Here is a 25,963-nt window from a genome sequence, read left to right as displayed (position 1 = left end):
ATCATAAAACATACCTAAATTAGGATTATTTCCAAAAATTAAACTGGATTATATCCATTATTTGGAATATTTCCATATCTTTGATTGGAATATTTCCAAGTTATGGACTTTAACAGAATCCGAGAAAAGCTAAATATCCTTGCTGATGCCGCCAAATATGACGTGTCATGCGCCAGTAGTGGCAGCGACCGAACCAACAAGAATCAAGGGCTGGGAAATGCTTCGCGCATGGGGATTTGCCATAGCTATACATCGGATGGTCGCTGTATATCCCTCCTTAAAATTTTATTGACAAATCATTGCATTTTTGATTGCGCGTATTGCGTCACCCGAAAAAGCAACGATGTAAAGCGGGCTGCTTTTAAAATTCAGGAAGTGGTGGACCTAACTATTAATTTTTACCGAAGGAATTATATCGAAGGGCTGTTTTTGAGCTCTGGCATTTTTAAAAGTCCTGATTACACCATGGAACGCTTGGTGGCCGTGGCCAAAAAATTGCGGTTGGAAGAGAATTTCAATGGGTACATCCATCTTAAATCCATTCCAGGGGCCAGTGATGAACTCATGTATGAGGCTGGTTTGTATGCAGACCGACTTTCTGTAAATATTGAAGTGCCCACTATTTCTGGACTGAAATTGTTGGCGCCGGATAAAAAACATGAAGATTTCACCAAACCCATGCTGAAAGTGAAAAATGAGATTGTGCGCTACAAATCGGAGCGGAAAATCATCAAGAACACCCCAAAATATGCCCCTGCTGGGCAAAGTACCCAAATGATTGTGGGTGCCTCGGGTGAATCTGACAAGGACATCATGTATTCCGCAACCTATTATTATAAAACCTACCAAATGCGTCGTGTGTATTATTCCGGTTATGTGCCGGTGGCTGACGATGCACGCCTACCTGCTATTGGTTCCCAAGTCCCAATGCTTCGCGAGAATCGATTGTACCAAACGGATTGGTTGTTGCGATTTTACGGCTTTGCCGTCAATGAAATTTTGAACAACGACCATCCCAATTTGGATATTGACGTGGACCCAAAGCTTTCATGGGCCCTGCGCAACCTGCATCTCTTTCCTGTGGATGTGAATACTGCTGAAAAGCAACTTTTGGCCCGTATCCCCGGCATTGGTATGCAATCCGTGGAAAAAATTATGAAGGCTCGCAAATTTCGAAAATTGAACTGGGACCACCTCAAGAAAATTGGAGTGGCCCTCAACCGTGCCCAATATTTTATGATATGCGATTCCCGCCATTGGGAACGCCGCGATTTGGATGCGGAGAAAATCAAAGGCATGATTCTGCAGACTTCGTCTGGTAAGTTTCGGAATCAGTACAGTACACAATTGTCGTTATTTAATTAATAATGAACAGTAAACAATTATTTAACCTCGCGCTGTCATCCTGAGCGCAGTCGAAGGAGCTGTCGAGAGGTCAATGAAAAAACGAACACTATGAACCCTTCAACAACCTTAATTTATGACGGCAGCTTTAATGGCTTCCTCACCGCCGTCTTCGTCGCTTTTGATGAAAAAATCAATGTGGCCGACATTCAAAAAAATGCCGAATGCCAAAATGGACTCTTTTCTGAAACCGAAACCATTTTCACCAACGTGGAAAAAGCCAAGCGTGTTTGGAATGGTATCCGAAACAAGAGCCACAACGCCATATCAAACGTCTATTTTGCTTATTTGAGTGAAACCGAAGGGGTAGAATTGATGTTGTACACCTATATCCAAAAATTGATGTCCTCTAAAAATGGAAAGCAATTGGATTATTCGGATGGGATTGTGTTGCACATTAGCCAATTGGCTCGAAAGGTGGGTCGGGAAAAGCATCGGATGGAGGCCTTTGTTCGGTTTCAATTGACCAAGGATGAGATTTATTTTGCCAACATTGAACCCGATTTTGATGTGTTGCCTTTAATCTCCAAACATTTTCGGGACCGCTACGCGGACCAACAATGGTTAATCTATGATGTAAAGCGCAACTATGGCATTTTTTACAATCTGGACCATGTAGAAATGGTTTCGTTAAACCTGAAAGACATCCACCACAACAAGACCGTTAAAAGTGATGTTTTCAAAACCGAGGAATACGATTACCAAACCTTATGGAACGACTATTTCAAAAGCACCAGTATTAAATCCCGTATCAATCCCAAATTGCACACGCAACATGTGCCCAAACGGTATTGGAAGTATTTGAGTGAGAAAAAGGAGGCGGTTTGATAAATAAAATATTATTTTGTGGTAAAATTCCTCCAATATAACCCCATTGAACATGAATTAATGATTATATGGGAGAAAGAAATTTACACTCTAAACCTTTTGACGAGGGAACCCTTGTAAAACTTGACTTGTTTAGGTTTTACATACGGGAATGGCTTCCAGTTTTTATCTCCGCAAAAAAAATATATTGGAGGACTCTAAATATCTACGACTTTTTTGCCGGTCCAGGACAAGACATAAATGGAATTAAAGGCACTCCTTTGATAATTCTTGAAGAATTGAAGCCTTATTACGATGAAATAGAAAAAAAGCAAATTATTGTAAATCTCTATTTTAATGAATATGATGTTGAAAAATTTCAAGAATTAGAAAGTATTTTGTTTCAAAAAATAGCAGGTTTACCAATCAAAGTTGAAACAGATTCTCTGGAATTTTCTGAATCATTTTCAAAAAAATATGGTTCTTTAAAAGGAAGTGACAAAGCTAATTTGTTGTTTTTCGATCAAACTGGGGTTAAACAGATTAATGTAACCAGATTTAAAACTATAATTTCACTCCCAAGAACTGATTTTTTATTTTTTATTTCATCGTCTACCGTTAAAAGGTTTGTGGATCATCCTGGAATAGCTAAGCACCTTAAACTAAATAAAAAGGAGGTTGAACTAACGCCTTACCACAAAATCCATGAATTAGTTTTGCAATTTTACAAATCGCAAGTTCCTAAAGAAAAAGAATATTATCTGGCTCCATTTTCAATTAAAAAGAATGCTGGTCTGTATGGAATTATCTTTGGCAGCAACAATGTTTTGGGAATTGAAAAGTTTTTGAATAGCGCATGGAGAATTGATTCTGAAAGGGGGACAGCTAATTTTGACATAGACAATGACAATATTTTGCCTGGGCAAATAGATCTTTTTACAGGAGAAGTTCAAAAACCAAAAAAAATAGAAGTGTTTGAAGAGAATCTTAAGTCAAAAATAAAAAACGGCACTCTGAAATCGGATAAAGACATTTATTTGTATACTATTGATAACGGCATGAAAATCTCAATTAGTCGGAATATTGTCAATTTACTTATTAAAGAAGCTGTTATGAAAAAAGAAAAGTTTGACCTTTCAAATAAAGTTTGTAAAAAAAATGCATGGATAACAAAAGTAACATTACAATAAAATGGCACAATCAAGTATCGAATGGACAGAAATGACATGGAACCCAACAACTGGCTGCACCAAAATTAGTCAAGGTTGTAAATTCTGCTACGCAGAGGTGATGTCTAAACGACTTCAAGCCATGGGAATAGAAAAATATAAAGATAATTTTAAGGTTAGGATCCATACATCAGAATTAAGCACTCCCTATTCATGGAAAAAACCGAAAATGGTCTTTGTAAATTCCATGAGTGATTTGTTCCACCCAGAGGTTCCACTCTCATTTATTCAAAAGGTCTTCGAAGTCATGAACGATAATCAACAACATATTTTTCAAGTATTAACCAAAAGACATGAGAGACTACTAGAACTTCATGAAAAGCTCAATTGGACATCGAACATTTGGATGGGGGTCTCTGTGGAAAACCAACAAGTCCAGCATAGGATTAGTTACTTACGAAAAACCAATGCACGTATAAAGTTTTTGTCTCTTGAACCTTTGATAGGTCCCTTACCAGACTTGAATTTGGATGAAATAAAATGGGTTATCGTTGGAGGAGAAAGCGGTAGAAAACCACGCCCCATAAAAGCCGAGTGGGTAAATGACATACAAAGTCAATGTGAAGAAGCAGGTGTTGCCTTCTTCTTTAAGCAATGGGGCGGCACCAATAAGAAAAAGAACGGGCGTTTGCTCAATGGTCGTACATATGACCAAATGCCCAATTATAGGTTAATAGCTTAGCTACTTACTCCTCTCCCCCACAAAATAATCACTCTTGTTTTTAAAGAGCACATTAAAACTGGTCAAGCTGCCATAGATGCGGGTAATGTATTGCTGTAGATCTATCTTTTCCTGATCATCCAGATTAGTGCTACTGTTAATTTTTTGTTCCATCACTCGGATTCGGTCACGAACCATCACAATCTTGTGAAAAAAGGTGTCAATGGGCATTTCCTTGTTTTGGGTGGCGTCGCCCGGGTCCAAAATCAATTTACCACCTTTCCATTTGTCGGCAATGGCTACTTTCTCATGGGTGTCGCTCCACTTTTCCAAAATCTTGACCAAGGAACGCTCTACATCAAAAAAACTGACAGTGTCCACTTCACCCTCTACCCCTTCAATCACTTCAAATTCGGAGTCAAGGTCAATGGTTTCCAGTCCATTTTCCAAAAAAGTGACCCAATAATGTTTAGATGATACGTTGGTCACCACCCCTTTTCCATATTCGGGATGATCTATACGGGAGCCAATACCCAATAATTTCATAAATCCAGTTTTTTGTTGCCCACAAATTTAGAATTTTTGGAACTTTGCCCTACTTTCGTTCTCGGTTTTATAAACCATTCTTTCATGGAACCACAAAAACTTAGAGTAAAACTCGGAGAGTTAGCCTCTACTTCCATCAGTGGTAACGATATCAGTTCTTCTTGTCTGTACGTATCGGCCTTGGCCGTGTTACATGCGGGTCAGTATGCATGGATTTCACTGCTGATTGTTGGGGTTGTCCTCTTTCTGTTTCGAAAAATTTACGGTGAGGTCGTCGGAGCCTTACCCATGAACGGTGGAGCGTATAATGCGCTTTTGAACACCACGAGCAAGGGAATGGCATCCCTGGCAGCTTCGCTGACATTGCTTTCGTATATGGCCACTGCGGTCATTTCAGCAAATGAAGCCATGAAGTACCTCTACACCATGGTGCCTCAATTACCCGTTATTTTGGCGACCATAGTGCTCCTATCCATTTTTATGGGCTTGGTCATTATCGGTATTGGAGAATCATCCAAAGTAGCCATCGGGATTTTTATTTTCCACCTTACCTCGCTGATTTTATTATCCACCTTCACAGGATTTTATCTCTTTGAACATGGAATGGGCGTTTTTATGGACAACAATGCTCTTCCTGTAAAGCATGGAGGACTAACCATGGCATTGTTCTTTGGTTTTTCGGCAGCTATGTTAGGAATCAGTGGATTTGAAAGTTCGGCCAACTTTGTTGAGGAACAGAAAAAAGGGGTCTTCCCAAAAACCTTGCGTAATATGTGGGCGGTGGTTACCATTTTCAACCCCCTAATTGCTTTTTTAGCCCTGGCTGTATTGCCCATTACCGCCATTGAAACCAATAAAGACGCTCTTCTATCCATCATGGGTAGTGAAGTAAGCGGTTCTTGGCTTTCCATTTTGGTTTCTGTTGATGCGGTTCTTGTGCTGAGTGGTGCAGTTTTGACTTCTTTTGTGGGGGTTTCTGGTTTGGTGGAGCGTATTACGTTGGACCGAATTCTTCCACCCTTCCTCTTGAAGCGAAACAAAAATGGAAGCACTTATCGCATCGCCATTTTCTTTTTTATCCTTTGTGTTTCCATCTTACTTATCACCGATGGGGATTTGGAAGCTTTGGCGGGCGTATATACCATTGCTTTTCTTTCTGTAATGGCTCTTTTTGGTATTGGCAATATTTTGTTGAAAGTTCGAAGAAAACACCTACCGCGACCCGAACGCTCTGGGTGGTTATCCTTATTGATTGCCATCTTGGCCGTTATTGTTGCATTGGCTGGAAACATTATTTTAAATCCAGATTATTTGGCGGTGTTCATGGAGTACTTCATCCCGACCATTGCCGTAGTCTTGGTGATGCTCAACCGTACCGCACTGTTGAAATTTGTACTGCGCCTTATTCGGTATTTCTTAGACCCCATCAATCGGTTTTTGGTGAAATCCTACAAAGGTATCAACAACACCATCAACAAAATCAACGACCAAGAATTTGTCTACTTTACCAAAAAGGATGACATCGCTTTATTGAACAAGGTCTTGCTCTACATCCGAAACAACGAGCATACCCGTAAATTAAAGATTGTTTCTGTTTTCCCAGAAGGTGAAAAGGCCACGTCAAGTTTTATATCAGATTTGGACGTTTTGGACCGGGAATACCCAGAGATTAAGGTGGAATACATTCAATTACATGGGAAATTTACCCCTTCGCTGATCAAAAAACTCTCCAAGGAATGGAACATTCCCATCAATTTTATGTTTATCGGAAGCCCAAGTGACAAGTTCCCGTATCCATTACAAGAACTGGGTGGAGTGCGGTTAATAATTTGATTGGAATTGTGCAGGAAAGTTTTGTGTCCCATTAACGCAAACGAAACCTTTTCCTCCTTCTTTTTTACGTGTCAAATCGCTATTTTTGAGGTTTGCTATGATTTATGATCAATTACGAAGAACATATTGAGGTCAGGGGCGCCAGAGTCCATAACCTTAAGAATATAGATGTAACCATTCCACGCGAAAAGCTTGTGGTAATCACCGGACTTTCCGGCAGTGGAAAATCCTCTTTGGCCTTCGATACCATTTATGCCGAAGGACAGCGTAGGTACATCGAAACCTTCTCAGCTTACGCACGTCAATTCTTGGGTGGATTGGAGCGCCCAGATGTGGACAAAATCGATGGACTCTCCCCTGTTATCGCCATTGAACAGAAAACGACCTCAAAATCGCCCCGTTCCACTGTGGGTACCATTACCGAGATATATGATTTCCTTCGCTTGCTTTTTGCAAGGGCTGGAGATGCGTACAGCTTCAATACGGGTGAAAAAATGGTGAGTTACAGTGATGAGCAAATCAAAAACCTGATTATTGAGTCGTATCTCGATAAGAAAATCAATGTTTTGGCCCCAGTGGTCAAATCCAGAAAGGGGCATTATCGGGAATTGTTCGAGCAGATTGCCAAACAAGGTTTTGTAAAGGTACGTGTGGATGGTGAAATTTTGGACATCACCAAGGGCATGAAAGTGGACCGCTACAAAACCCACGATATTGAGATTGTCATTGACCGATTAAAAGTTTCTGACACGGAAGATTTTCATAAACGGCTCGGAGAGACCATCAATACAGCCATGTACAGTGGTGAAAATGTACTCATGGTCTTGGAAGAAGGCGAAAGTGTACCCCGATATTTTAGTCGGGACCTTATGTGCCCCTCCACTGGAATCTCCTACCCCACTCCAGAACCCAATACGTTCTCCTTCAACTCACCTAAGGGCATGTGCCCAGAGTGTAATGGACTGGGGCATGTTTACGAAGTAAACGAGCATAAAATTATCCCGAATAAAAAACTGTCCATCAAGGCCGGAGGTTTGGCCCCATTAGGTGAATACAAAAAATCTTGGGCCTTCAAGCAGTTGGAGACCATTGCGCAACGGTATGGTTTTGATTTATCGGATGCCATTGAAAAAATCCCCGCTGAAGCCATGGAGGTCATTTTAAACGGCGGACAGGAAAGCTTTGAGGTCGATTCTAAAACGTTGGGTGTAAAACGACAATACAAAATTGACTACGAGGGCATTTCCAACTTTATCAAGACCCAGTTTGAAGAAGCCAATTCTACTTCCATCAAGCGGTGGGCCAAGGATTATATGGACAAGGTCAAATGCCCAGAATGTGAAGGGGCTCGCTTGCGCAAGGAATCACTTTATTTTAAGATTGGTGAAAAGAATATTGCCGAACTCGCCCACATGGACATAGCCGAACTGGCCAATTTCTTCGCGGAATTGGACAGTTCGCTTGAAGGAAACCAAAAAATAATCGCAGAGGAAATCATTAAAGAAATCAGGACGCGTATCCAATTTTTACTGGATGTGGGCTTGGATTATCTCTCTTTGAACCGAGGTTCCAAATCGCTCTCTGGTGGTGAGGCGCAACGGATTCGGTTGGCCACGCAAATTGGGTCGCAATTGGTAGGTGTACTCTATATTTTGGACGAACCCAGCATTGGACTGCACCAAAGGGACAATGAGCGGTTGATTCGTTCCCTGGAATCGCTTCGAGATATTGGCAATTCGGTTATTGTGGTGGAACACGACCGCGACATGATTGAGTGCGCCGACCACGTCATCGATATTGGGCCAAGAGCCGGAAAACATGGCGGGGAAATCATTTCCGAAGGAACACCGCAAGAATTAAAGGACCATCATACCCTCACTGCCCAATACATTACCGGGAAATTGGAAATTCCAGTACCCGCAGAGCGAAGAAAAGGAACTGGGAAGAAAATTGTGCTTTCGGGCAGCACAGGAAACAACTTAAAAGACATTACCGCTGAATTCCCTCTGGGAAAATTGATTGGCGTAACAGGAGTTTCCGGAAGTGGAAAATCCACCCTCATCAACGAGACCCTCTACCCTATCATGAATGCCCATTATTTCAACGGCGTCAAAAAACCGATGCCCTACAAGAAAATTACCGGACTTCAACATATTGATAAGGTCATCGACATCAACCAATCTCCTATTGGACGGACACCACGTTCAAATCCTGCAACCTATACGGGCGTTTTTAGTGAGATTCGGGCACTGTTCGCAAAAACTACGGAAGCTTCAATCCGGGGATACAAACCAGGACGCTTTAGCTTTAATGTGGCCGGAGGTCGATGTGAGACCTGCCAAGGAGGTGGTCTAAAGGTCATCGAAATGAACTTTCTTCCCGATGTTTATGTGGAATGTGAAACCTGCAATGGCAAACGTTTCAATAGGGAGACTTTGGAAATTCGATACAAAGGAAAATCCATTTCCGATGTTTTGGAAATGACCATCAACGAAGCCGTGGACTTTTTCGAAAACATTCCCAAAATACATCGTAAGTTAAAGACAATAAAAGATGTAGGACTGGGTTATATATCATTGGGGCAGCAATCCACTACCCTTTCCGGTGGTGAAGCGCAGCGGGTGAAGTTAGCTACGGAACTTTCCAAACGCGACACTGGAAACACCTTTTACATCCTCGACGAACCTACAACTGGACTACATTTTGAAGACATCCGTGTGCTCATGGAGGTGCTGAACCAACTCGTGGACAAGGGCAACACCATTTTGGTGATTGAACACAATATGGATGTGATAAAAATGATGGATCATATTATCGACATCGGGTATGAAGGAGGTCGTGGTGGCGGTATGATTGTTGCCAAAGGGACCCCTGAAGAAGTTTCAAAAGATAAAAAAAGCTATACGGCAAAGTTTTTGAGGAAGGAACTGGAACACAGTAAACAAAAAATAGCAAGAGCCGTTTAAATAAAATAGATATGCAAATGCGAAAAGAACAGCATACCAAAGGCTGGAACGAGATAAAGACCAATGACTCATGGGCCATTTTCAAGATTATGGGTGAATTTGTCTATGGGTTTGAGAAGATGAGTGCCATTGGCCCATGTGTGTCCATCTTTGGTTCCGCGCGGGTGCGTGAAGGGCAACCGTATTACGATTTGGCCGTAAAAGTGGCCCAAAAAGTAGCGGAAGCCGGCTATGGAATCATCACGGGAGGTGGCCCCGGTATCATGGAAGCTGGAAACAAAGGTGCCCATTTGGCTGGAGGAACTTCGGTTGGGCTCAACATTGAACTTCCCTTTGAACAGCACGACAATCCATTTATTGATGAAGATAAAAGCTTGGATTTTGATTACTTCTTTGTTCGCAAAGTGATGTTCGTGAAGTATTCCCAAGGTTTTGTTGTGATGCCCGGTGGATTTGGAACCTTGGATGAGTTTTTTGAAGCACTCACGTTGATTCAAACGCATAAAATACATACATTCCCCATCATTTTGGTCGGAACCAAATTTTGGAGCGGTCTTATCGACTGGATAAAAAATACAATGCTGGAAGCTGGTAACATCAGTCCACGGGACTTGGATTTGATCAAACTGGTTGACACCGAGGATGAGGTCGTGGAAATTTTGGACTCCTTCTACAAAGAACGCAATCTAAGTCCCAATTTCTAATCTGTACCATTTGATTACCCGCTATACCCCATTTAGATTATTCTTGTTTTTGTTTGTGCTTTGCTCCCAAACGTGGGCACAGCATTACAATGAGGTTACGGCTGTTTTGGATAGTGGCTCCAGAGACATCAAGATCACCCAAAAATTCACCTATGTCAATCAAGCCGATGAGGGGCTTTCTGTGTTGTATTTCAATGATTGGAACCACGCGTATTCAAACAAAAATACGGCATTGGCCAAACGTTTTGGGGAAGAGTTCAATAGAAGTCTCCATTTGGCAAAGGATAAGGAAAGGGGATTTACCGACATAAAAAGCGTTGTTGCCAAAGATTACGCCGGATTGGATTGGAAGCGTTTGGGCAATAGGGATATCATCTCTGTTACTTTGAATGAAGCACTCGAACCCAACGATTCAATCCAGTTATTCTTTACCTATACCGTACAACTTCCCGAAGCAAAATTTACATCGTATGGCTATGCCCCTGGCTTGGGGTACAACCTCAAGAACTGGTATTTAACGCCTGCAGTCTATACTGATCAATGGAAACTTTACGACAACATCAATCTAGATGATCTATACACTGGCGTCACCAAAAGCGTCATCAATTTCACCTATCCGGATAAATTGCAACTGGCCTCTAATTTTGGGGAGTCCAGCAGCACTAAATTTCCGGGTGGACAGTACATCAAGCTTGTAGGAGAGGATAGAAAAAGTTGTGAAATCATCCTATCCACTACAAACCGATTCGATAAACATGTTTTTGAGAACTTGACGGTGACTACTGATTTGGAATCCAATAAGTATGATGATGTTTATCAAGGAATCTCAATCAACAAGATCATCCATTATTTACAGGAAAACTTAGGCGATTATCCCCATAACAATTTATTGGTCAGCGAATTTGATTACAACCGCTCTCCACTTTACGGGATTAACCAACTTCCTTCTTTTATAAGACCGTATGAAGAACAGTTTCAATTTGAGATGAAATTCTTGAAAACTGCCATTCGAAGCTATTTGCAGGAAACCTTGTTTTTAAACCCGAGGGAAGAACGATGGGTGAACGATGCAATCGCCTATTATCTCATGATCAAATATGTGGAGGATTATTATCCCAATCAGAAATTGGCGGGGAAACTTTCCAAAATTTGGGGAATAAAAGGATTCCATTTGGCGCAAATGGATTTTAACGAGCAATATACCATGCTGAGCATGTTGTCCGCACGCAAGAACATTGACCAAGCACTTACTACCCGAAATGATTCCTTGATAAAGTTCAACGAAAAAATTGCAAATGGTTATAAAGCAGGACTGGGTATGTCTTATCTGTCCGAGTATATGGGCGGAAAGGAAATTGATAGCAGTATTATCGATTTCTACAGGGATTTCCATTTACAACCAAAGGTTTCCGCGCTGGATTTCAGAAAAACCATAGAGAAATTTTCAACCAAGGATGTGGATTGGTTTTTTGATGAGTACGTAGCCACGGACAAAAAGATTGATTTTAAAATCAAGAGCATCGATAAAACAGAGGATTCCATTTCGTTGGTCATTAAAAACAAGCGAGGCACCAATGTCCCCATTTCGTTGTTTGGCTTGCAGAACGATTCTGTTGTTTCCAAATACTGGTTCACGGATATTGACACCACCAAGTTGGTGACCATTCCCCGAAATGGGGAAGACCGAATGGTTCTCAACTACGACCAAAAAATTCCAGAGTTCAACCAGCGAGACAACTGGAAGACCCTCAACGGCTTCTTTTCGAGCAACAAAAAGTTGAAATTCCAATTTTTCAAGGATACCGAAGACCCCTATTACAATCAAGTCTTCTATGTGCCTATTGCAAACTTTAACCTGTATGATGGAATTACTCCGGGAATGCGTATCTATAACAAGACCTTCTTGGAACGTCCATTTCAGTATGACATTTCCCCCACCTACTCCTTCCTAGAGCGCACGTTGGTAGGTAAGGCAGGCTTCAGGTATCGGAAATATCACAAAAAAACAGGGCTCTATGTCTCAGACTATTCCATTTCAGGGTCTACGTCCCATTTTCAGAAAAATTCTCGCTTTTCCACACTTACACCGGCGGTCAGCTTTGGATGGAGGCCCAATGATTTAATTTCCAACAGAAGGCAAAGTCTTCTTTTTAGATACCGAAACGTGTTCAGAAGTATTGATGACAATATCGCTGATGAAATAGATACCGACCCCGATTACGGTGTCATGAATGTACGTTTCATTGATGTGGACAACAACATTTTGCACTATAACTCTTGGTATTTGGATGCCCAACACTCCAATAACTTCACCAAACTCTCTTTTGAATTTGAGTATAGAAAACTGTTCCAGAGCAATAGACAATTGAATCTAAGACTTTTTGCAGGAAAGTTTTTGCGCAACAATACCGACTCGGACTTTTTTAGTTTTGCTTTGGACAGACCAACGGATTATATGTTTGATTTGGCCTATCTGGGAAGGTCGGAGAGTTCTGGGATATACAGCCAACAAATCATTATAGCGGAAGGCGGTTTTAAATCCAAATTGGAGAATCCGTTTGCAAACGACTGGATTTTGACCACCAATGCCAGCACCAATATTTGGAGGTGGGTTGAAGCTTACGGAGACATGGGCTTTATTCGAAGTAGAGGCCAGGACCCCCGCTTTGTTTACGATTCGGGTATCCGTTTAAATTTGGTTACTGACTATTTTGAGCTATATTTCCCTATATATTCCAACAGAGGTTGGGAAATTGGTCAGGACGACTACGGTCAAAGCATTCGTTTTGTGGTGACTATAAGTCCAAAAACACTCATTGGCCTCTTCACTCGAAAGTGGTTTTAGCATTAATACATTCTCAATAAAAAAGCGTTTTAATAGGTCTGTTTTGAATTTTTTATTGATTAATATCTATATTTTTATCATATTTTCATTTTATTAACAGGATTTCATATTGCTAAATTGAATGTATTTTAGTATTTTCGCAGAAATCGACTATAGCCTACATGAAACCTGACCCGAGTACGAGCAACGACATTTCCTTTGCAGACTTTCAATCGCAGATTCTACAAGATTATGAGACTGCTGTCACTAGCCGGGAATGTAGTTTGATGGGTAGACGTGAAGTGCTCTCCGGCAAGGCCAAATTCGGGATTTTTGGTGATGGAAAAGAACTTCCCCAGTTGGCTATGGCAAGGGCTTTTCAAGATGGTGATTTTAGGAGTGGCTACTACCGCGATCAAACTTTCATGATGGCCCTCGGCTATCTAAACCCAAAAGAATTCTTCCACGGACTTTACGCCACAACCGACCTGGAAAAGGAACCTATGAGTGCTGGACGGCAGATGGGAGGCCATTTTGTAACGCACAGCCTCAACGAAGATGGTTCTTGGAAAGATCTTACCCAACAAAAGAATAGTAGCGCTGATATTTCCTGTACCGCTGGGCAAATGCCGCGATTGGTAGGATTGGCGCAAGCATCAAAAATATACCGAAACGTCAAGGGAATAGACCAAACCAATTTTTCCAAAAATGGAAATGAAGTGGCTTGGGGAACCATCGGAAATGCCAGCACGAGTGAAGGCCACTTTTTTGAGGCCATGAATGCGGCTGGTGTGATGCAAATTCCCATGGTAATATGTATCTGGGATGATGAATACGGAATCTCCGTTCCTTCTGAGTTCCATACCACCAAAGGAAATATTTCCGAGGCGTTGAAAGGATTTCAGCGTACTGAGGATAAAGAAGGTTTTGAAATTTTAAAAATCAAAGGATGGGATTACACAGGTCTTATCCATGCTTTTGAAAATGCTTCGGACATTGCCCGGGAAAATCATGTCCCTGTCCTGATTCATGTCACCGAACTGACCCAACCCCAAGGGCATTCCACTTCAGGCTCCCACGAACGTTATAAATCACCAGAACGTTTGGAATGGGAACGCGAAAATGACTGCAATAAACGATTTCGCGAGTGGATTCTTGAAAACAACATCAGTACGGAGGAAGAGCTTAAAAAATTGGAGCGTGAAATCAAGCACAAAGTGCGTTCGGCCAAGAAAGAAGCCTGGAACGAGTTCTTGAAACCGCACCTTCAAGCCAAAAAACAACTCGTTCAGTTGTTGGACAGTGTTGCCGGAAAAAGTCCAAATCGCTCCTTCATCACTAAAATCAAGAATGATTTAATCGCCATCGAAGAGCCACTGAAAAAAGATTTGGCCTCCAAATCCAGAAGTGCATTGCGGTATCTTTTGGGAGAATCAACCCCAGAAAAGAAACAGCTCCAGGAATGGATCAATACATTCATGGCGAACACCCAGCCTAAATACAGTTCCCATTTATACAGCGAATTACCTAGCAAGGCAACCAAGATAGCTCCCGTTGCACCATCTTATTCAGAAGATATGGAAGAGGTTGATGGACGGATTATTCTACGGGATAATTTTGATGCCCTTTTCACAAAATACCCGGAAGCCTTGGTCTTTGGGGAGGATACAGGAAACATCGGTGATGTAAACCAAGGGCTGGAAGGACTTCAGAAGAAATTTGGCGACATGCGTGTTGCCGATACAGGGATACGGGAAACCACGATAATTGGACAAGGTGTTGGGCTTGCTCTTAGGGGCTTGAGGCCTATCGCAGAAATCCAATATTTGGACTACATCCTCTATGCCATTCAAACCCTAAGTGATGATTTGGCTTCCTTGATGTACCGGACAGTTGGTAAACAAAAAGCTCCACTTATTGTGCGCACGCGAGGTCATCGACTGGAAGGTATATGGCATTCGGGGTCTCCCATGGCCGGCTTGATAAGCCTATTGCGGGGAATGTACATTTTGGTACCCAGAAATATGACGCAGGCCGCTGGTTTTTATAACACGTTGATGAAAAGCGATGAACCTGCCCTCATCATCGAAAGTTTAAACGGGTATCGTTTAAAAGAGAAAAAGCCTGCCAATCTTGGCGCATTTTGCACTCCAATTGGGAAAGTGGAAACCTTAAAGAAGGGTACAGACATTACGATACTTTCGTATGGCTCCACGCTACGGATCGTGGAAAAAGTGGCGCAAGACCTCTTGGAAGTAGGTATTGATGCCGAGGTTATCGACGCACAGTCCTTATTACCTTTTGATTTGGAACATGATGTGGTAAAAAGCTTGAAAAAGACCAATAGATTCCTAATCGTGGACGAAGATGTCCCTGGTGGATGTTCTGCCTATCTCTTGCAAGAGGTCTTGGAAAACCAAAAAGGATATCGCTATTTGGACAGCGCCCCAAGAACACTCACTGCAAAAGCCCACAGACCGGCCTATGCTTCGGACGGTGACTATTTTTCCAAACCCAATGCAGAGGACATTTTTGAAAAAGTATATGAAATCATGCATGAGGCCAACCCAAAATCCTATCCAAGCCTCAGATAATTGATTTTCAACGAAAATGTCAATTGAGAACCATATTTCATCAATTATTTTAATGGTCATTAAGACATTATTCCTAATTTCACGTGAACTAAAAATTCCCCTACATGAAAAATAATGCTTTAGTCCACTTGGGTTTGGCCATATTAAGAATAGCTCCCTCCGCATTTATGATCACCCATGGATACCCAAAACTTCTTAACCTAATCAATGGAAATACCGAGTTTGCCAACCCGTTTGGGATAGGTCAAGCTCCTACTCTATTTTTAACCGTTATTGCCGAATTCCTTTGCCCTGTGCTTATGATTATCGGGTTTAAAACGCGGTGGGCCGCAATTCCAACAGCATTCACCATGTTTATCGCTGCCTTTGTTATTCACAGTGCAGACCCATTTGGCACCAAGGAAAAAGCATTGCTCTTTTTCGTGATTTTCTTGGTTGTTTTCTTATTGGGTCCCGGTAAATACAGCGTGGATAAAAAGTAATCTTAAATTATTTCGGTAAGTAATTCTTTAAGAAGTTCTGATTGTGCCATGTTATTGGCGCCTACACCTTTGCCCTTTAAATCCAGCTCCCGTAAACTTGAAATGATGCCACTGACACGCTTCATGGGGTAATTTCGGGCGGCAACGGTATACTCTTTTACGAAATACGGATTCACACCCAGCACTTTGGCCACATTGCCTGGAGAATGGTCTTTGAGGCCATGGTATTGTAATAATTGGGTAAAGAAGGTATTCAACAAGGTTACCGTCACTACAAAAGGATTGTCTTTGGGGTTTTGGGCAAAATAGTCGAGAATCTGGGATGCCTTGCGCACATCTCGCTCCCCAATAGCCTTCTTTAACTCAAAATTGTTGAAGTCCTTACTGATCCCGATATGTTGCTCTATCAATTCTGGGGTAATCTCCGTTGACGCAGGAACCACTAGGGTCAATTTGGTGAGCTCATTATTGATTTTCCCCAAATCCGTCCCCAAAAATTCCACAAGCAGTACACACGCTTTGGGCGAAATCCTATAATTTTTACTGCTCAGCGTTCTACGAATCCACTCGGCCACCTGGTTTTCATACAGCTTTTTACTCTCAAAAAGCTCCCCATTCTTCTGAACGGCTTTGTAGAGCTTTTTACGCTTGTCCAATTTCTTGTACTTGTAACAAATCACCAAAATGGTAGTGGGCTGTGGATGTTCAACATAGGAGGTGAAGTTCTCAATGGTCCGGGAAAGGTCTTGAGCCTCTTTGACAATGACCACCTGATGTTCGGCCATCATGGGGAAACGTTTGGCATTTGAAATCACCTCATCCACAGAGGTATCCCGCCCATAAAGCACCATTTGATTAAATCCTTTTTCATCTTCAGTAAGCACATTGTCCGAGATATATTGCGAAATCTTGTCAATATAATACGGCTCCTCCCCCATTAAAAAGTAGATGGGTTTTGGCTTTCCCGCATCAATATTCGCAACTATTTCCTTTACCTTGTCCATTCCGAAAAAAAATCATCAATTTTGTTCAATGCAATCCTTGAACTTTCCAGCGTATTCGTTTCGACTCAAAAATAGCCAAAATAGGCGCTACATTTTTGACGGCATCCGCAAAAAATTTGTTTTGCTGCAACCTGAAGAATGGGTGCGGCAACATGTATTGCATTTTCTAATATTCACTAGAAATTATCCCAAGAGTCTCATTAATGTGGAAAAGCAGTTGATGGTCAACCGGTTAAAGAAACGATATGATATTGTGGTTTTTAATCCAGACGGTTCCATCTTTCTTTTGGTGGAATGCAAAGCCCCAGAGGTGAAAATAGTACAGACCACTTTTGACCAAATTGCCCGCTACAATTATCAATTGAAATCCGAATACCTTATGGTGACCAACGGCTTGGAACATTACTACTGCCAAATGGACCATGAAAATGAAAAATATACGTTTTTGAAGGATATTCCTGATTTTAGCCGTTAATTTGCCCTCGTTTTGAAAATCGCCGTAGTCATACTCAACTGGAACGGGGAATCCTTGCTAAAACAGTTCCTTCCCTCTGTCATGGCCTACTCCACTGGAGCGGATATCTATGTGGTGGACAATGCCAGTACCGATAATTCCGTAGCCTTTCTAAAAAGTGAATATCCTGAAATCGGAATTGTTCAAAATTCGGGGAATGGAGGTTTTGCCAAAGGGTATAATGATGGTTTAAAACACATTCAAGCTGATGTATTTTGTCTGCTGAATTCTGATGTGGAGGTCACCCCAAATTGGCTGGGACCAATTCGAGAAGCATTTTCAATATATCCTGAAGCCGCAATCATCCAACCTAAAATATTAGATCTAAAGAACAAAGACTATTTTGAATATGCCGGGGCGGCTGGTGGTTTCATCGATATGCTTGGCTATCCGTTTTGCAGAGGCCGAATATTTCAGGCTTTGGAAAAAGACAAAGGACAATATGATGATGTGATTGAGATTTTCTGGGCAACCGGGGCCTGCATGTTCATAAAAAGCGAATTGTTCCATTCCCTTGGCGGGTTTGATGAGGACTATTTTGCCCACCAAGAAGAAGTGGACCTATGCTGGCGCGCAAAAAATGCGGGGCACAAGGTTCTTTATGTCGGAAAAAGCCATGTGTTTCATCTTGGGGGTTCAACCCTGAGTAACATGAATCCTAAAAAGACTTTTCTCAATTTCAGGAACTCATTGTACTCCATCACCAAAAACCTACCAACAAAAAAGGCCTTCCCAATTATCTTCTTGCGACTATTATTGGACGGCATCGCAGCCTTGCGATTTGTTTTTCAATTGAAGTTTGCACATTGTTGGGCCATTCTGCGGGCACATATCAGTTTTTATGGTAACTTTAGGGCACTTTACAAGAAGCGGGAAAAAGCTAATTTTTTATTAAAGTACTATACTACGACATCCATAGTCTGGTCGCATTTCGTAAATCAAGTAAAGAATTTTAACATTTTAGTAAAAGATTAACTATACCGAAATTTAGAAAATTTGCTTTTTCTCTAATTTTGGTCGACAAATTTTAACATTGATATATCTAACAATCCTTAAATTATACCCTGAACTATGAAAAAAGTTTTTCTAGGAACATTGGCTATGGCCATTTTATTATCATCATGCGTATCTCAAAAAAAATACGCTGAGCTTGAAGCCAAACAGAAAGAAACCCAAGATTTATTGAACTCTGCAACCGTTAAACTTAACGACTGCTTGGAAGAAAAAGCCACTGCAGATTCAAGATTAAAAACCCTCGAAGACCAAAACGCATTTTTGAAAGCGAACAACCAAGAACTCATCAACAACATGGGTAACTTGACAACGCTTACCACTAAAGGTGCCGAAAACCTTGAGAAATCTTTGGAAAGTCTTAAAGAAAAAGACCTTACCATCAGAAAATTGCAAGATGCCGTTACCCGTAGAGATTCTGTAAACCTTTCTTTGGTACAGAGCTTAAAAGGTGTGTTGGGCAACTTGGATGATGAAGACATCGAAATCAGCGTTGAAAAAGGCGTTGTATTCGTTTCCATCTCTGATAAGTTGTTGTTTAGAAGCGGAAGCTACAACGTAACCAGTGCTGCAAAAGAAGTATTGGGTAAAGTAGCCAAGGTGGTTAACAACAAGCCTGATTTTGAATTTATGGTTGAAGGTCACACAGACAACGTACCTTATCGCAGCGGTGTCCTATTGGACAACTGGGATTTGAGTGCAAAAAGAGCAACTTCTGTTGTTAGAATCCTTCAAAATGACTTTGGTGTAGATCCAGCTAGAATGACTGCTGCAGGACGTAGCTACTATGTGCCACTTGTAAGCAATGACACTTCTGCTGATAGAGCTAAAAACAGAAGAACCCGTATTGTGGTACTTCCAAAAATCGATCAGTTCTACAACATGATTGAAGAAGGTATGAAAGACCCTGCAATTGGTGGTGGTCAGTAAACCTGATAAAGTATAAATTGAAAAGCGGCCCAAAAGGCCGCTTTTTTTATGCTAAAATATGTCTAGACTTCCTTTTCCTTCCCGAACTACTTCTGGAATACTTTCAGAAAGGTCAATCACCGTTGAGGCTACGTTATCTCCATACCCCCCATCTATCACTACATCCACCAAATTCTGCCATTTCTCAAAAATCAATTCTGGATCCGTGGTGTATTCCAAAATATCATCCTCATCATGAATTGAAGTGGAAACAATGGGATTGCCCAATTCGGATACCAATGCTCTGGCGATATTATTATCAGGGATACGTATACCCACCGTTTTTTTCTTTTTAAAATCTTTTGGGAGGTTATTATTCCCAGGCAAAATAAAGGTGTACGGCCCTGGTAAGGCCCGTTTCAAAATCTTGAACGTGGAAGAATCAATCTGTCGCACGTAGTCCGATAAATTACTTAAATCCGCACATACAAAAGACCAATTGGCCTTTTCGAGTTTCACTCCTTTAATGCGAGCTATCCGTTGCAATGCTTTGGAATTGGTAATATCGCATCCCAAACCATACACCGTATCTGTAGGATAGATAACAAGACCTCCCTTCCGAAGCACATTGCCAATCTTTTCAATTTGCCTCGCATTTGGATTTTCCTCGTAAAGTTTTATGAATTCCGCCATTTCTCTTTACCAATAACACTACAAAGTAAAGAAGATTACCCGCATGGCGCATGATAGAAATCAAGAGAAAATGTTAAAAGTAATATTTATAGCCAACCTTTCGTTATTCCATCATCTCCACCAAAAACAAGAATACATCAATTGAAAATGGGCATTCATGCATTTGAGGCGTTCGAATAGAAAAGAAAACAACAGCTTTGCCCATAACCCAATTTAATTTCAAAATGAAATTCATACAAATCACAAGAAATATAGCCCTCGTTCTTTTATTTCCAATGTTCATAAACTGCACTTTTCAAGGGCAAAATCAACACAAGGAAGAATTAGATAGTGGGAAAGCAATTGTAGATCAATTGGACCATCTCTTTGCGAAAATGGCAAACACAAAACAAAATGGTACTAATCTTCAAGAGTCGATTGTTTCAACGAATGAGCAAATCAGACAAACCATTGAGCGCAATATTACCAATACCCAAATTTTAAATGAAATCCAGGCCTATCTCCCCAAAAAGAAGCATGCTTTTTCATTTGTTCTGTCCAACGACAAGAAATTTGGTGTGTTTTCTTGGAATACGGGTAAAAATGACTTTCCTATTAAAAACATTGGCCTTTACGTGAACAACAACAAAGTTGTTCCCACTTCGCTCTATGGTAATCCCATCAACTATGATCGCATATACACCATCCAAAACGAATTAGGGCCTCCTTCATACATCCTGGGTGGCTTTGAAGATCCTTCTAAGACTCCCCATAGTTACCATCTAAGTGCATATTTGATTCGAGGTGGCGGAATCGAGGAAACCCAAGCTTTTCCTAATGGAGAAAGTACGATAACTTTACGTTGCGATGGAAACGACCTTGAGAAATGCCTGAAAACCAAAAACGGCAGCTTGGTTTCAGATTCTCTTTATATGGCCATTGCCCAGCAAACAATATCTATCGAAAATGGCGAATACGTTTTTGACTGATTTTTATTCCAAAATGGCGGGTTCCTCCTTTACCTCCACATCACTATAGATGCCAATATCATCTAGAACCACTATCCCCAAGGAATCCCGGTCAAAAACCAAGCTGATTGAATGTAATTTAGCCGTTTCCAAATTGGGGTTTTTGCTCAAAAAGGATGAAATCGGAATGTAACAACTCTTTAATTGCACTTCCCAATCGCCACCTATCATGTCCTTATCCAAAAACTTGAATTTGGTGAACTTACTCCGAATAGGTGCAGGCAAGACCGTGGTATTGGATAAAGCTACAGACGCTTTGTTACCAAGACTATCGCGGAGAACCAAGCTGAAATCGAACGCAGCATTTGAGAAATCCTTTTCCTGCTCCTTAAGTTTTAATTCAGAAATATTTCCTGTACCAACGGTCAACTCCAGGGTATCCATTGTACTAAAATCCTTTAAACTAGCTGGAATAAGTATTCGATATTGTGGCAGCGAATCTTTTCCAGCCTTGCTTCCATATTTCCACCCTAAAACCAGCGCATTATTCTCTTGTTCGTCATTGTCGCGGGATTTTAATCCCTCTTCACGCCATATTTTAAAGTTTTCGGCATTAATTTGAATATTTTCCCCACCTGTAGTTACATCAATATCATCTTCAAAATCCAGCAGTATTTTCTTGGAAGCATCTGCATATTGACTTAGATAGGATTCTTCCGGGAGCCAATTTTTTACCCCATCCACACTTTTGAATATATTTTTATACTTTGTATTGCCCTTTAATACGGCTTCCACAAAGGCGCTGACATATACTTTGGCCACTTGGCGTTGCTCTTCGCCTGAAACTAGCGGTTTAAGATTCAACAACCATTTCATGGGGGCTCCAAAGTCCGACCGACCCCAAGTGGAATTGAATTGCCCATGATTGGCATGATTCATATACACTCCTGCCTTGAATCCTTTAAAATCATCAGAAAATTGTAATCTGTGGTAGGGTCGCATCCCCCAAAAACTCACTTCATCCGAATCATAGGCACCTTGAAGTGATAAATAATTGATGTTTTTTAAAGTGATTTGCCGGTCATATCGATAATCCGTTGGCGCAACAGTGATGATGCCCCTTATCCCAAAATTAAAATCGAAAGTTTGTTGGGCATTATCTGGAAATCGCTCCAATTCATTAAAAGCCGCCGCGATGGAAACGGCCTCCCCTCCTCTTGAATGGCCCACCAATACAATATTGTCCATGTCCACCTTTCCTCTGATGGCGGTTTCAGTGCCATCATTCCATTTTTTCCATTGCTCCAGATGCTTTAACAATAACCAACCCCTTGCCGGCATTTCTTTTCCCCTGAAATCACCCGACCAATGGGCATTGATGAAATTTTCATCCACAGATACTGCAATGGAGCCCCTACTGGCCAACAATTCGCCCAGATAGGCATAACCAGCATCTGAATAATCTATCATACTATGGTTACCGTGCACCATAACCACTAGTGGAAAAGGACCTTCTCCTTTAGGCATGTATACTCGTCCATTCAATGGAAAATTTTCAACCCCGAAACCCCAGAATTTTTCCCGCCACTTTTTCTTTTTACCCTTCCAGTCGGGTAAAAGTAGGGATGCATCAATGGTAGGTGTTTTTATCTTGACCTCACCTGCATATTCGGGTCTTTTTTTATCGGTTCCACTGCCATATGTAAAGATATCAACCTCAAAGGGTCCTTTCTGGGAAGGGTCTTCCAATCCCGATTCTGAAAGCATAGAAATCTTTGTGCTACTCTCTGTCTGAGGCTTATCGTTTATGTATGGGTCTCCATCCAAACTATTGAATCCATAGAGCCCCAATACTACAATTGCCAATGATGCAATAACCAATAGCCAACCCTTGTGATTCCTTTTTTTGATAATTTTCTCCAACCCAAAAGTCAATAGCACACAACACACAAAGATCAAGAGCGCAAGTAGATAGAACAATAAAGAAGGCCACCGGAAGGCAAACATCCGTAAGATGACCAAGGTCAACAAGCCGCTCAAAAAAGTCGTAAACAAACCAATGGATACTATTTTGAAAAGCGGTTTGGCCAAGGAAGTGAGAAGTTTTAGGCTGATCAAGAGCATCCACCCAATAATGACGCCGAACACCATTCCAACAACAGGGGGCAATCCTAATTCAAAATGGAATCCAGCAATACCAAAAAGTAATGCAACTAGTAAAACAGTGGCGAGAAAGACTGGGTCGGAAAATAACTTTTTCATAGAGGGTTTGGTATGGTATTCAAAACTTAGTGGTCTTGAATTTAAACATTTTTTCAGCCCCCTACCCTCTTGGGAATATATTTTACGTCATCCTTGATCTAGAGGAGATTTGGTTATGGGAATACATTTCCAAGCTACCTAAAATTGATTTATGCATTATCGATAACCTCGAGCTTGGCAAAACGAAGCAATAACTTTTTCATGCCGCCTTGCTCAAAATGGATTTCAGCTTTCTTGTCGTTCCCTACACCCTCAATCTTTAAGATTTTGCCCCTGCCAAAACGGGTATGGTTCACCAAAGCGCCTTCGGCAAGATTGGAATCGATGACATTGTTGTTTGTGGTTGAACTGGAGAGTTCTGGCTTTAGCTTCCGCAACTTTCGCAATTGTTGCTCGTTGGGTCTGTGGGTGCTGGGTGGCGTTCCACTTGTGGGCTTTATCTGTCTGAGCTTACTTTTGTCAACCTCTCCAAAAATATCCGCATTGATCAACGATTTATAGCGGTACCCATCATTTACCGGAGTGAGGTTTTCCACATACTGTTCATCGATTTCCTCCAAAAATCGACTGGGTTCCGCATCGATGAGTTTACCCCATCGATATCTATTTTGCGTATAGGTGAGCGTGGCCTGCTTTTCAGCCCGAGTCAAGGCCACATAAAACAATCGGCGTTCTTCTTCCAACTCGCTACGCGTATTCATACTCATGGCCGACGGAAAAAGGTCTTCCTCCATACCCACCACATACACGTATGGAAACTCCAAACCCTTGGCCAAGTGAATGGTCATCAATGCAACTCGGTCATCATCTCCTACCTCTTTATCCATATCTGTTGCCAAGGCAACATCTTCCAAAAACTCAGTGAGACTGCCTGTGGCATCCACCAATTCTTTTTGTCCCTCTACAAAATCCTTGATTCCATTCAAGAGTTCTTCAATATTCTCCATGCGGGCGATACCCTCAGGGGTTCCATCTTTCTTGAACTCCAGCAAAACACCTGTTTTCTTGGACACATGTTCTGCCAGTGTGAAGGCATCGGTTCCTTCATTCATGATTTGGAAACTCTTTATCATGGTCACAAAATCATCCAACTTGCGTTTGGTTCCTGCATTAATGTTCAGGTTAAGCTTATCCAAATGCTCCATGACCTCAAAAATGGACCTCCCATAATGGTTAGCGGCTACAACAAGTCGGTCTATAGTAGTTTGTCCGATACCACGTGCCGGAAAATTGATGACCCGTTTCAACGCCTCCTCATCTTTTGGATTGACAATCAACCGCAAATACGCCAAAACATCCTTGATTTCCTTGCGTTGGTAAAAAGAAAGTCCACCATAAATACGATATGGAATATCTCTTTTTCTGAGCGCATCCTCAATAGCGCGGGACTGCGAATTGGTTCGGTACAACACCGCAAAATCCCCATTTTGAAGCTGTTGTTGCATTTTGGTCTCAAAAATGGAACCTGCCACATACCTCCCCTCCTCTGCATCGGTGGGACTTCGATGTATTTTTATTTTATGGCCCTCATCGTTGGAAGTCCACACCACTTTTTCCAACTGGTCGCGGTTTTTGGCAATGATGGAATTCGCCGCTTTTACAATATTTTGGGTTGACCGGTAGTTCTGTTCCAAACGGTATACGGCCACATCATCATAATCCCGTTGAAAATTGAGAATATTGCTGATGTTCGCGCCACGGAATGAATAAATACTTTGCGCATCATCCCCAACCACACAGATATTTTGGTAGCGGTCTGACAATGCTTTAACTATCAAATACTGTGAATGGTTGGTATCTTGGTACTCATCCACCAAAATATACCGGAACCTATCCTGATATTTCATCAAAACCTCCGGGAATCGGGTCAACAGCTCATTGGTACGAAGTAGAAGGTCATCAAAATCCATGGCACCGGCCTTAAAGCAACGGTCCACATAATTTTTGTAAATCTCCCCCATTCTAGGTCGCTTGGCCATGGCATCGGCCTCCACCAATTCAGGGTTTTGAAAATAGGCCTTGACCGTGATAAGGCTATTCTTGTAGGATGAGATTCGGTTTTGAATCTGTTTGTATTTATAAATGTCCTTGTCCAACCCCATCTCCTTTATGATGGCAGCAATCAATCGTTGGGAATCCTGGGTGTCATAAATGGTAAAGTTGCTGGGGAATCCCAATTTATCCCCATCATAGCGCAGCAATTTGGCAAAGACAGAGTGAAAGGTACCCATCCAAAGGTTCTTAGCTTCAGAAGCCCCAACAATGGATGAAATCCGTTTTTTCATTTCACGGGCCGCTTTATTGGTAAAAGTCAAGGCCAGAATATTGAAAGAATCCACTCCTTGGTTCATCAGGTGGGCAATGCGATATGTTAAAACTCGGGTCTTCCCAGAACCGGCACCCGCTATCACCATCAATGGCCCATCCTTGTGCAATACAGGGGCCCGTTGCGCATCATTCAATTCGTCCAAAAAAGTACTCAAAGGCTCGGATTTTTAAAAAGTAAGTGTGAAATTAGCCAATAATGGCCTTATGCTAAAATCAAGCTTTCAATATTTATAAACACGGAGGTG

General features: G+C 41.5%; 19 protein-coding genes. 14 read left to right on the top strand and 5 right to left on the bottom strand.

Annotated elements, in window-relative coordinates; all coding sequences use genetic code 11:
- Positions 1 to 102: 102 nt before the first annotated feature.
- The 4 genes from ACFSJE_RS01940 (at position 103) to ACFSJE_RS01925 (ending at position 4,122) form a co-directional block, all read left to right on the top strand.
- Positions 103 to 1,365 carry a putative DNA modification/repair radical SAM protein gene (locus ACFSJE_RS01940; protein ID WP_379829292.1) on the top strand — a complete coding sequence of 421 codons (1,263 nt, stop codon included), beginning with the start codon at positions 103 to 105 and terminating at the stop codon, positions 1,363 to 1,365.
- 90 nt (positions 1,366 to 1,455) lie between these two features.
- Positions 1,456 to 2,232: a TIGR03915 family putative DNA repair protein gene (locus ACFSJE_RS01935; RefSeq protein ID WP_379829291.1), complete on the top strand. Its 777-nt coding sequence runs from the start codon at positions 1,456 to 1,458 to the stop codon at positions 2,230 to 2,232.
- Positions 2,233 to 2,300: 68 nt separating this feature from the next.
- Positions 2,301 to 3,401, top strand: a complete 1,101-nt coding sequence (gene tcmP, locus ACFSJE_RS01930) for a three-Cys-motif partner protein TcmP (protein ID WP_379829290.1) — start codon at positions 2,301 to 2,303, stop codon at positions 3,399 to 3,401.
- Position 3,402: 1 nt separating this feature from the next.
- On the top strand, positions 3,403 to 4,122 hold the full coding sequence (locus tag ACFSJE_RS01925) for a DUF5131 family protein (protein WP_379829289.1): 720 nt from the start codon (positions 3,403 to 3,405) through the stop codon (positions 4,120 to 4,122).
- Here ACFSJE_RS01925 and ACFSJE_RS01920 read toward each other — a convergent pair whose 3' ends face one another.
- Positions 4,123 to 4,647: a hypothetical protein gene (locus tag ACFSJE_RS01920; protein ID WP_379829288.1), complete on the bottom strand. Its 525-nt coding sequence runs from the start codon at positions 4,645 to 4,647 to the stop codon at positions 4,123 to 4,125.
- 84 nt (positions 4,648 to 4,731) lie between these two features.
- On the opposite strand from ACFSJE_RS01920, the gene ACFSJE_RS01915 reads away from it, so the two are divergent.
- The 6 genes from ACFSJE_RS01915 (at position 4,732) to ACFSJE_RS01890 (ending at position 16,050) form a co-directional block, all read left to right on the top strand.
- Entirely contained in the window at positions 4,732 to 6,480 is a 1,749-nt protein-coding gene (locus ACFSJE_RS01915; protein ID WP_379829287.1) for an APC family permease, read from the top strand.
- Positions 6,481 to 6,584: 104 nt separating this feature from the next.
- Entirely contained in the window at positions 6,585 to 9,446 is a 2,862-nt protein-coding gene (uvrA, locus tag ACFSJE_RS01910) for an excinuclease ABC subunit UvrA (protein ID WP_379829286.1), read from the top strand.
- Between the two features lie 17 nt (positions 9,447 to 9,463).
- On the top strand, positions 9,464 to 10,150 hold the full coding sequence (locus ACFSJE_RS01905; protein ID WP_379829285.1) for an LOG family protein: 687 nt from the start codon (positions 9,464 to 9,466) through the stop codon (positions 10,148 to 10,150).
- Between the two features lie 13 nt (positions 10,151 to 10,163).
- Complete coding sequence (locus ACFSJE_RS01900; RefSeq protein WP_465254614.1) at positions 10,164 to 12,995, top strand: gluzincin family metallopeptidase; 2,832 nt, start codon at positions 10,164 to 10,166, stop codon at positions 12,993 to 12,995.
- Positions 12,996 to 13,156: 161 nt separating this feature from the next.
- Entirely contained in the window at positions 13,157 to 15,568 is a 2,412-nt protein-coding gene (locus ACFSJE_RS01895; RefSeq protein WP_379829283.1) for an alpha-ketoacid dehydrogenase subunit alpha/beta, read from the top strand.
- Positions 15,569 to 15,672: 104 nt separating this feature from the next.
- Positions 15,673 to 16,050, top strand: a complete 378-nt coding sequence (locus tag ACFSJE_RS01890; RefSeq protein ID WP_379829282.1) for a DoxX family protein — start codon at positions 15,673 to 15,675, stop codon at positions 16,048 to 16,050.
- Positions 16,051 to 16,052: 2 nt separating this feature from the next.
- Here ACFSJE_RS01890 and holA read toward each other — a convergent pair whose 3' ends face one another.
- Complete coding sequence (gene holA / locus ACFSJE_RS01885; RefSeq protein ID WP_379829281.1) at positions 16,053 to 17,054, bottom strand: DNA polymerase III subunit delta; 1,002 nt, start codon at positions 17,052 to 17,054, stop codon at positions 16,053 to 16,055.
- 28 nt (positions 17,055 to 17,082) lie between these two features.
- On the opposite strand from holA, the gene ACFSJE_RS01880 reads away from it, so the two are divergent.
- From ACFSJE_RS01880 to ACFSJE_RS01870, 3 genes are all read left to right on the top strand, one after another.
- Positions 17,083 to 17,529, top strand: a complete 447-nt coding sequence (locus ACFSJE_RS01880; RefSeq protein WP_379829280.1) for a type I restriction enzyme HsdR N-terminal domain-containing protein — start codon at positions 17,083 to 17,085, stop codon at positions 17,527 to 17,529.
- A 12-nt stretch (positions 17,530 to 17,541) separates the two neighbouring features.
- Positions 17,542 to 18,543 (top strand): glycosyltransferase, encoded by a 1,002-nt coding sequence (locus ACFSJE_RS01875; RefSeq protein WP_379829279.1) that lies wholly within the window; start codon positions 17,542 to 17,544, stop codon positions 18,541 to 18,543.
- Positions 18,544 to 18,639: 96 nt separating this feature from the next.
- The gene (locus ACFSJE_RS01870) at positions 18,640 to 19,509 is read left to right on the top strand and encodes an OmpA family protein (RefSeq protein ID WP_379829278.1); all 870 of its coding nucleotides are present in this window, start codon (positions 18,640 to 18,642) and stop codon (positions 19,507 to 19,509) included.
- A 51-nt stretch (positions 19,510 to 19,560) separates the two neighbouring features.
- On the opposite strand, the gene ACFSJE_RS01865 is transcribed toward ACFSJE_RS01870, so the two are convergent.
- Positions 19,561 to 20,181 carry an L-threonylcarbamoyladenylate synthase gene (locus ACFSJE_RS01865; protein WP_379829277.1) on the bottom strand — a complete coding sequence of 207 codons (621 nt, stop codon included), beginning with the start codon at positions 20,179 to 20,181 and terminating at the stop codon, positions 19,561 to 19,563.
- A gap of 374 nt (positions 20,182 to 20,555) precedes the next feature.
- Between ACFSJE_RS01865 and ACFSJE_RS01860 the strand changes: the two genes are divergently transcribed.
- Positions 20,556 to 21,149 (top strand): hypothetical protein, encoded by a 594-nt coding sequence (locus ACFSJE_RS01860; RefSeq protein ID WP_379829276.1) that lies wholly within the window; start codon positions 20,556 to 20,558, stop codon positions 21,147 to 21,149.
- Between the two features lie 3 nt (positions 21,150 to 21,152).
- Here ACFSJE_RS01860 and ACFSJE_RS01855 read toward each other — a convergent pair whose 3' ends face one another.
- Together ACFSJE_RS01855 and ACFSJE_RS01850 are read right to left on the bottom strand one after the other, a co-directional pair.
- Positions 21,153 to 23,390 carry an alpha/beta hydrolase gene (locus ACFSJE_RS01855; protein ID WP_379829275.1) on the bottom strand — a complete coding sequence of 746 codons (2,238 nt, stop codon included), beginning with the start codon at positions 23,388 to 23,390 and terminating at the stop codon, positions 21,153 to 21,155.
- A 149-nt stretch (positions 23,391 to 23,539) separates the two neighbouring features.
- Entirely contained in the window at positions 23,540 to 25,873 is a 2,334-nt protein-coding gene (locus tag ACFSJE_RS01850; RefSeq protein WP_379829274.1) for an ATP-dependent helicase, read from the bottom strand.
- Between the last annotated feature and the right edge of the window lie 90 nt (positions 25,874 to 25,963).

It is taken from the genome of Flagellimonas iocasae (assembly GCF_042682725.1).
Taxonomy (GTDB): Bacteria; Bacteroidota; Bacteroidia; order Flavobacteriales; family Flavobacteriaceae; genus Flagellimonas; species Flagellimonas iocasae.
Note: the sequence above shows the minus strand (reverse complement) of the source record. Positions and strands in the feature narration are given on the sequence as shown.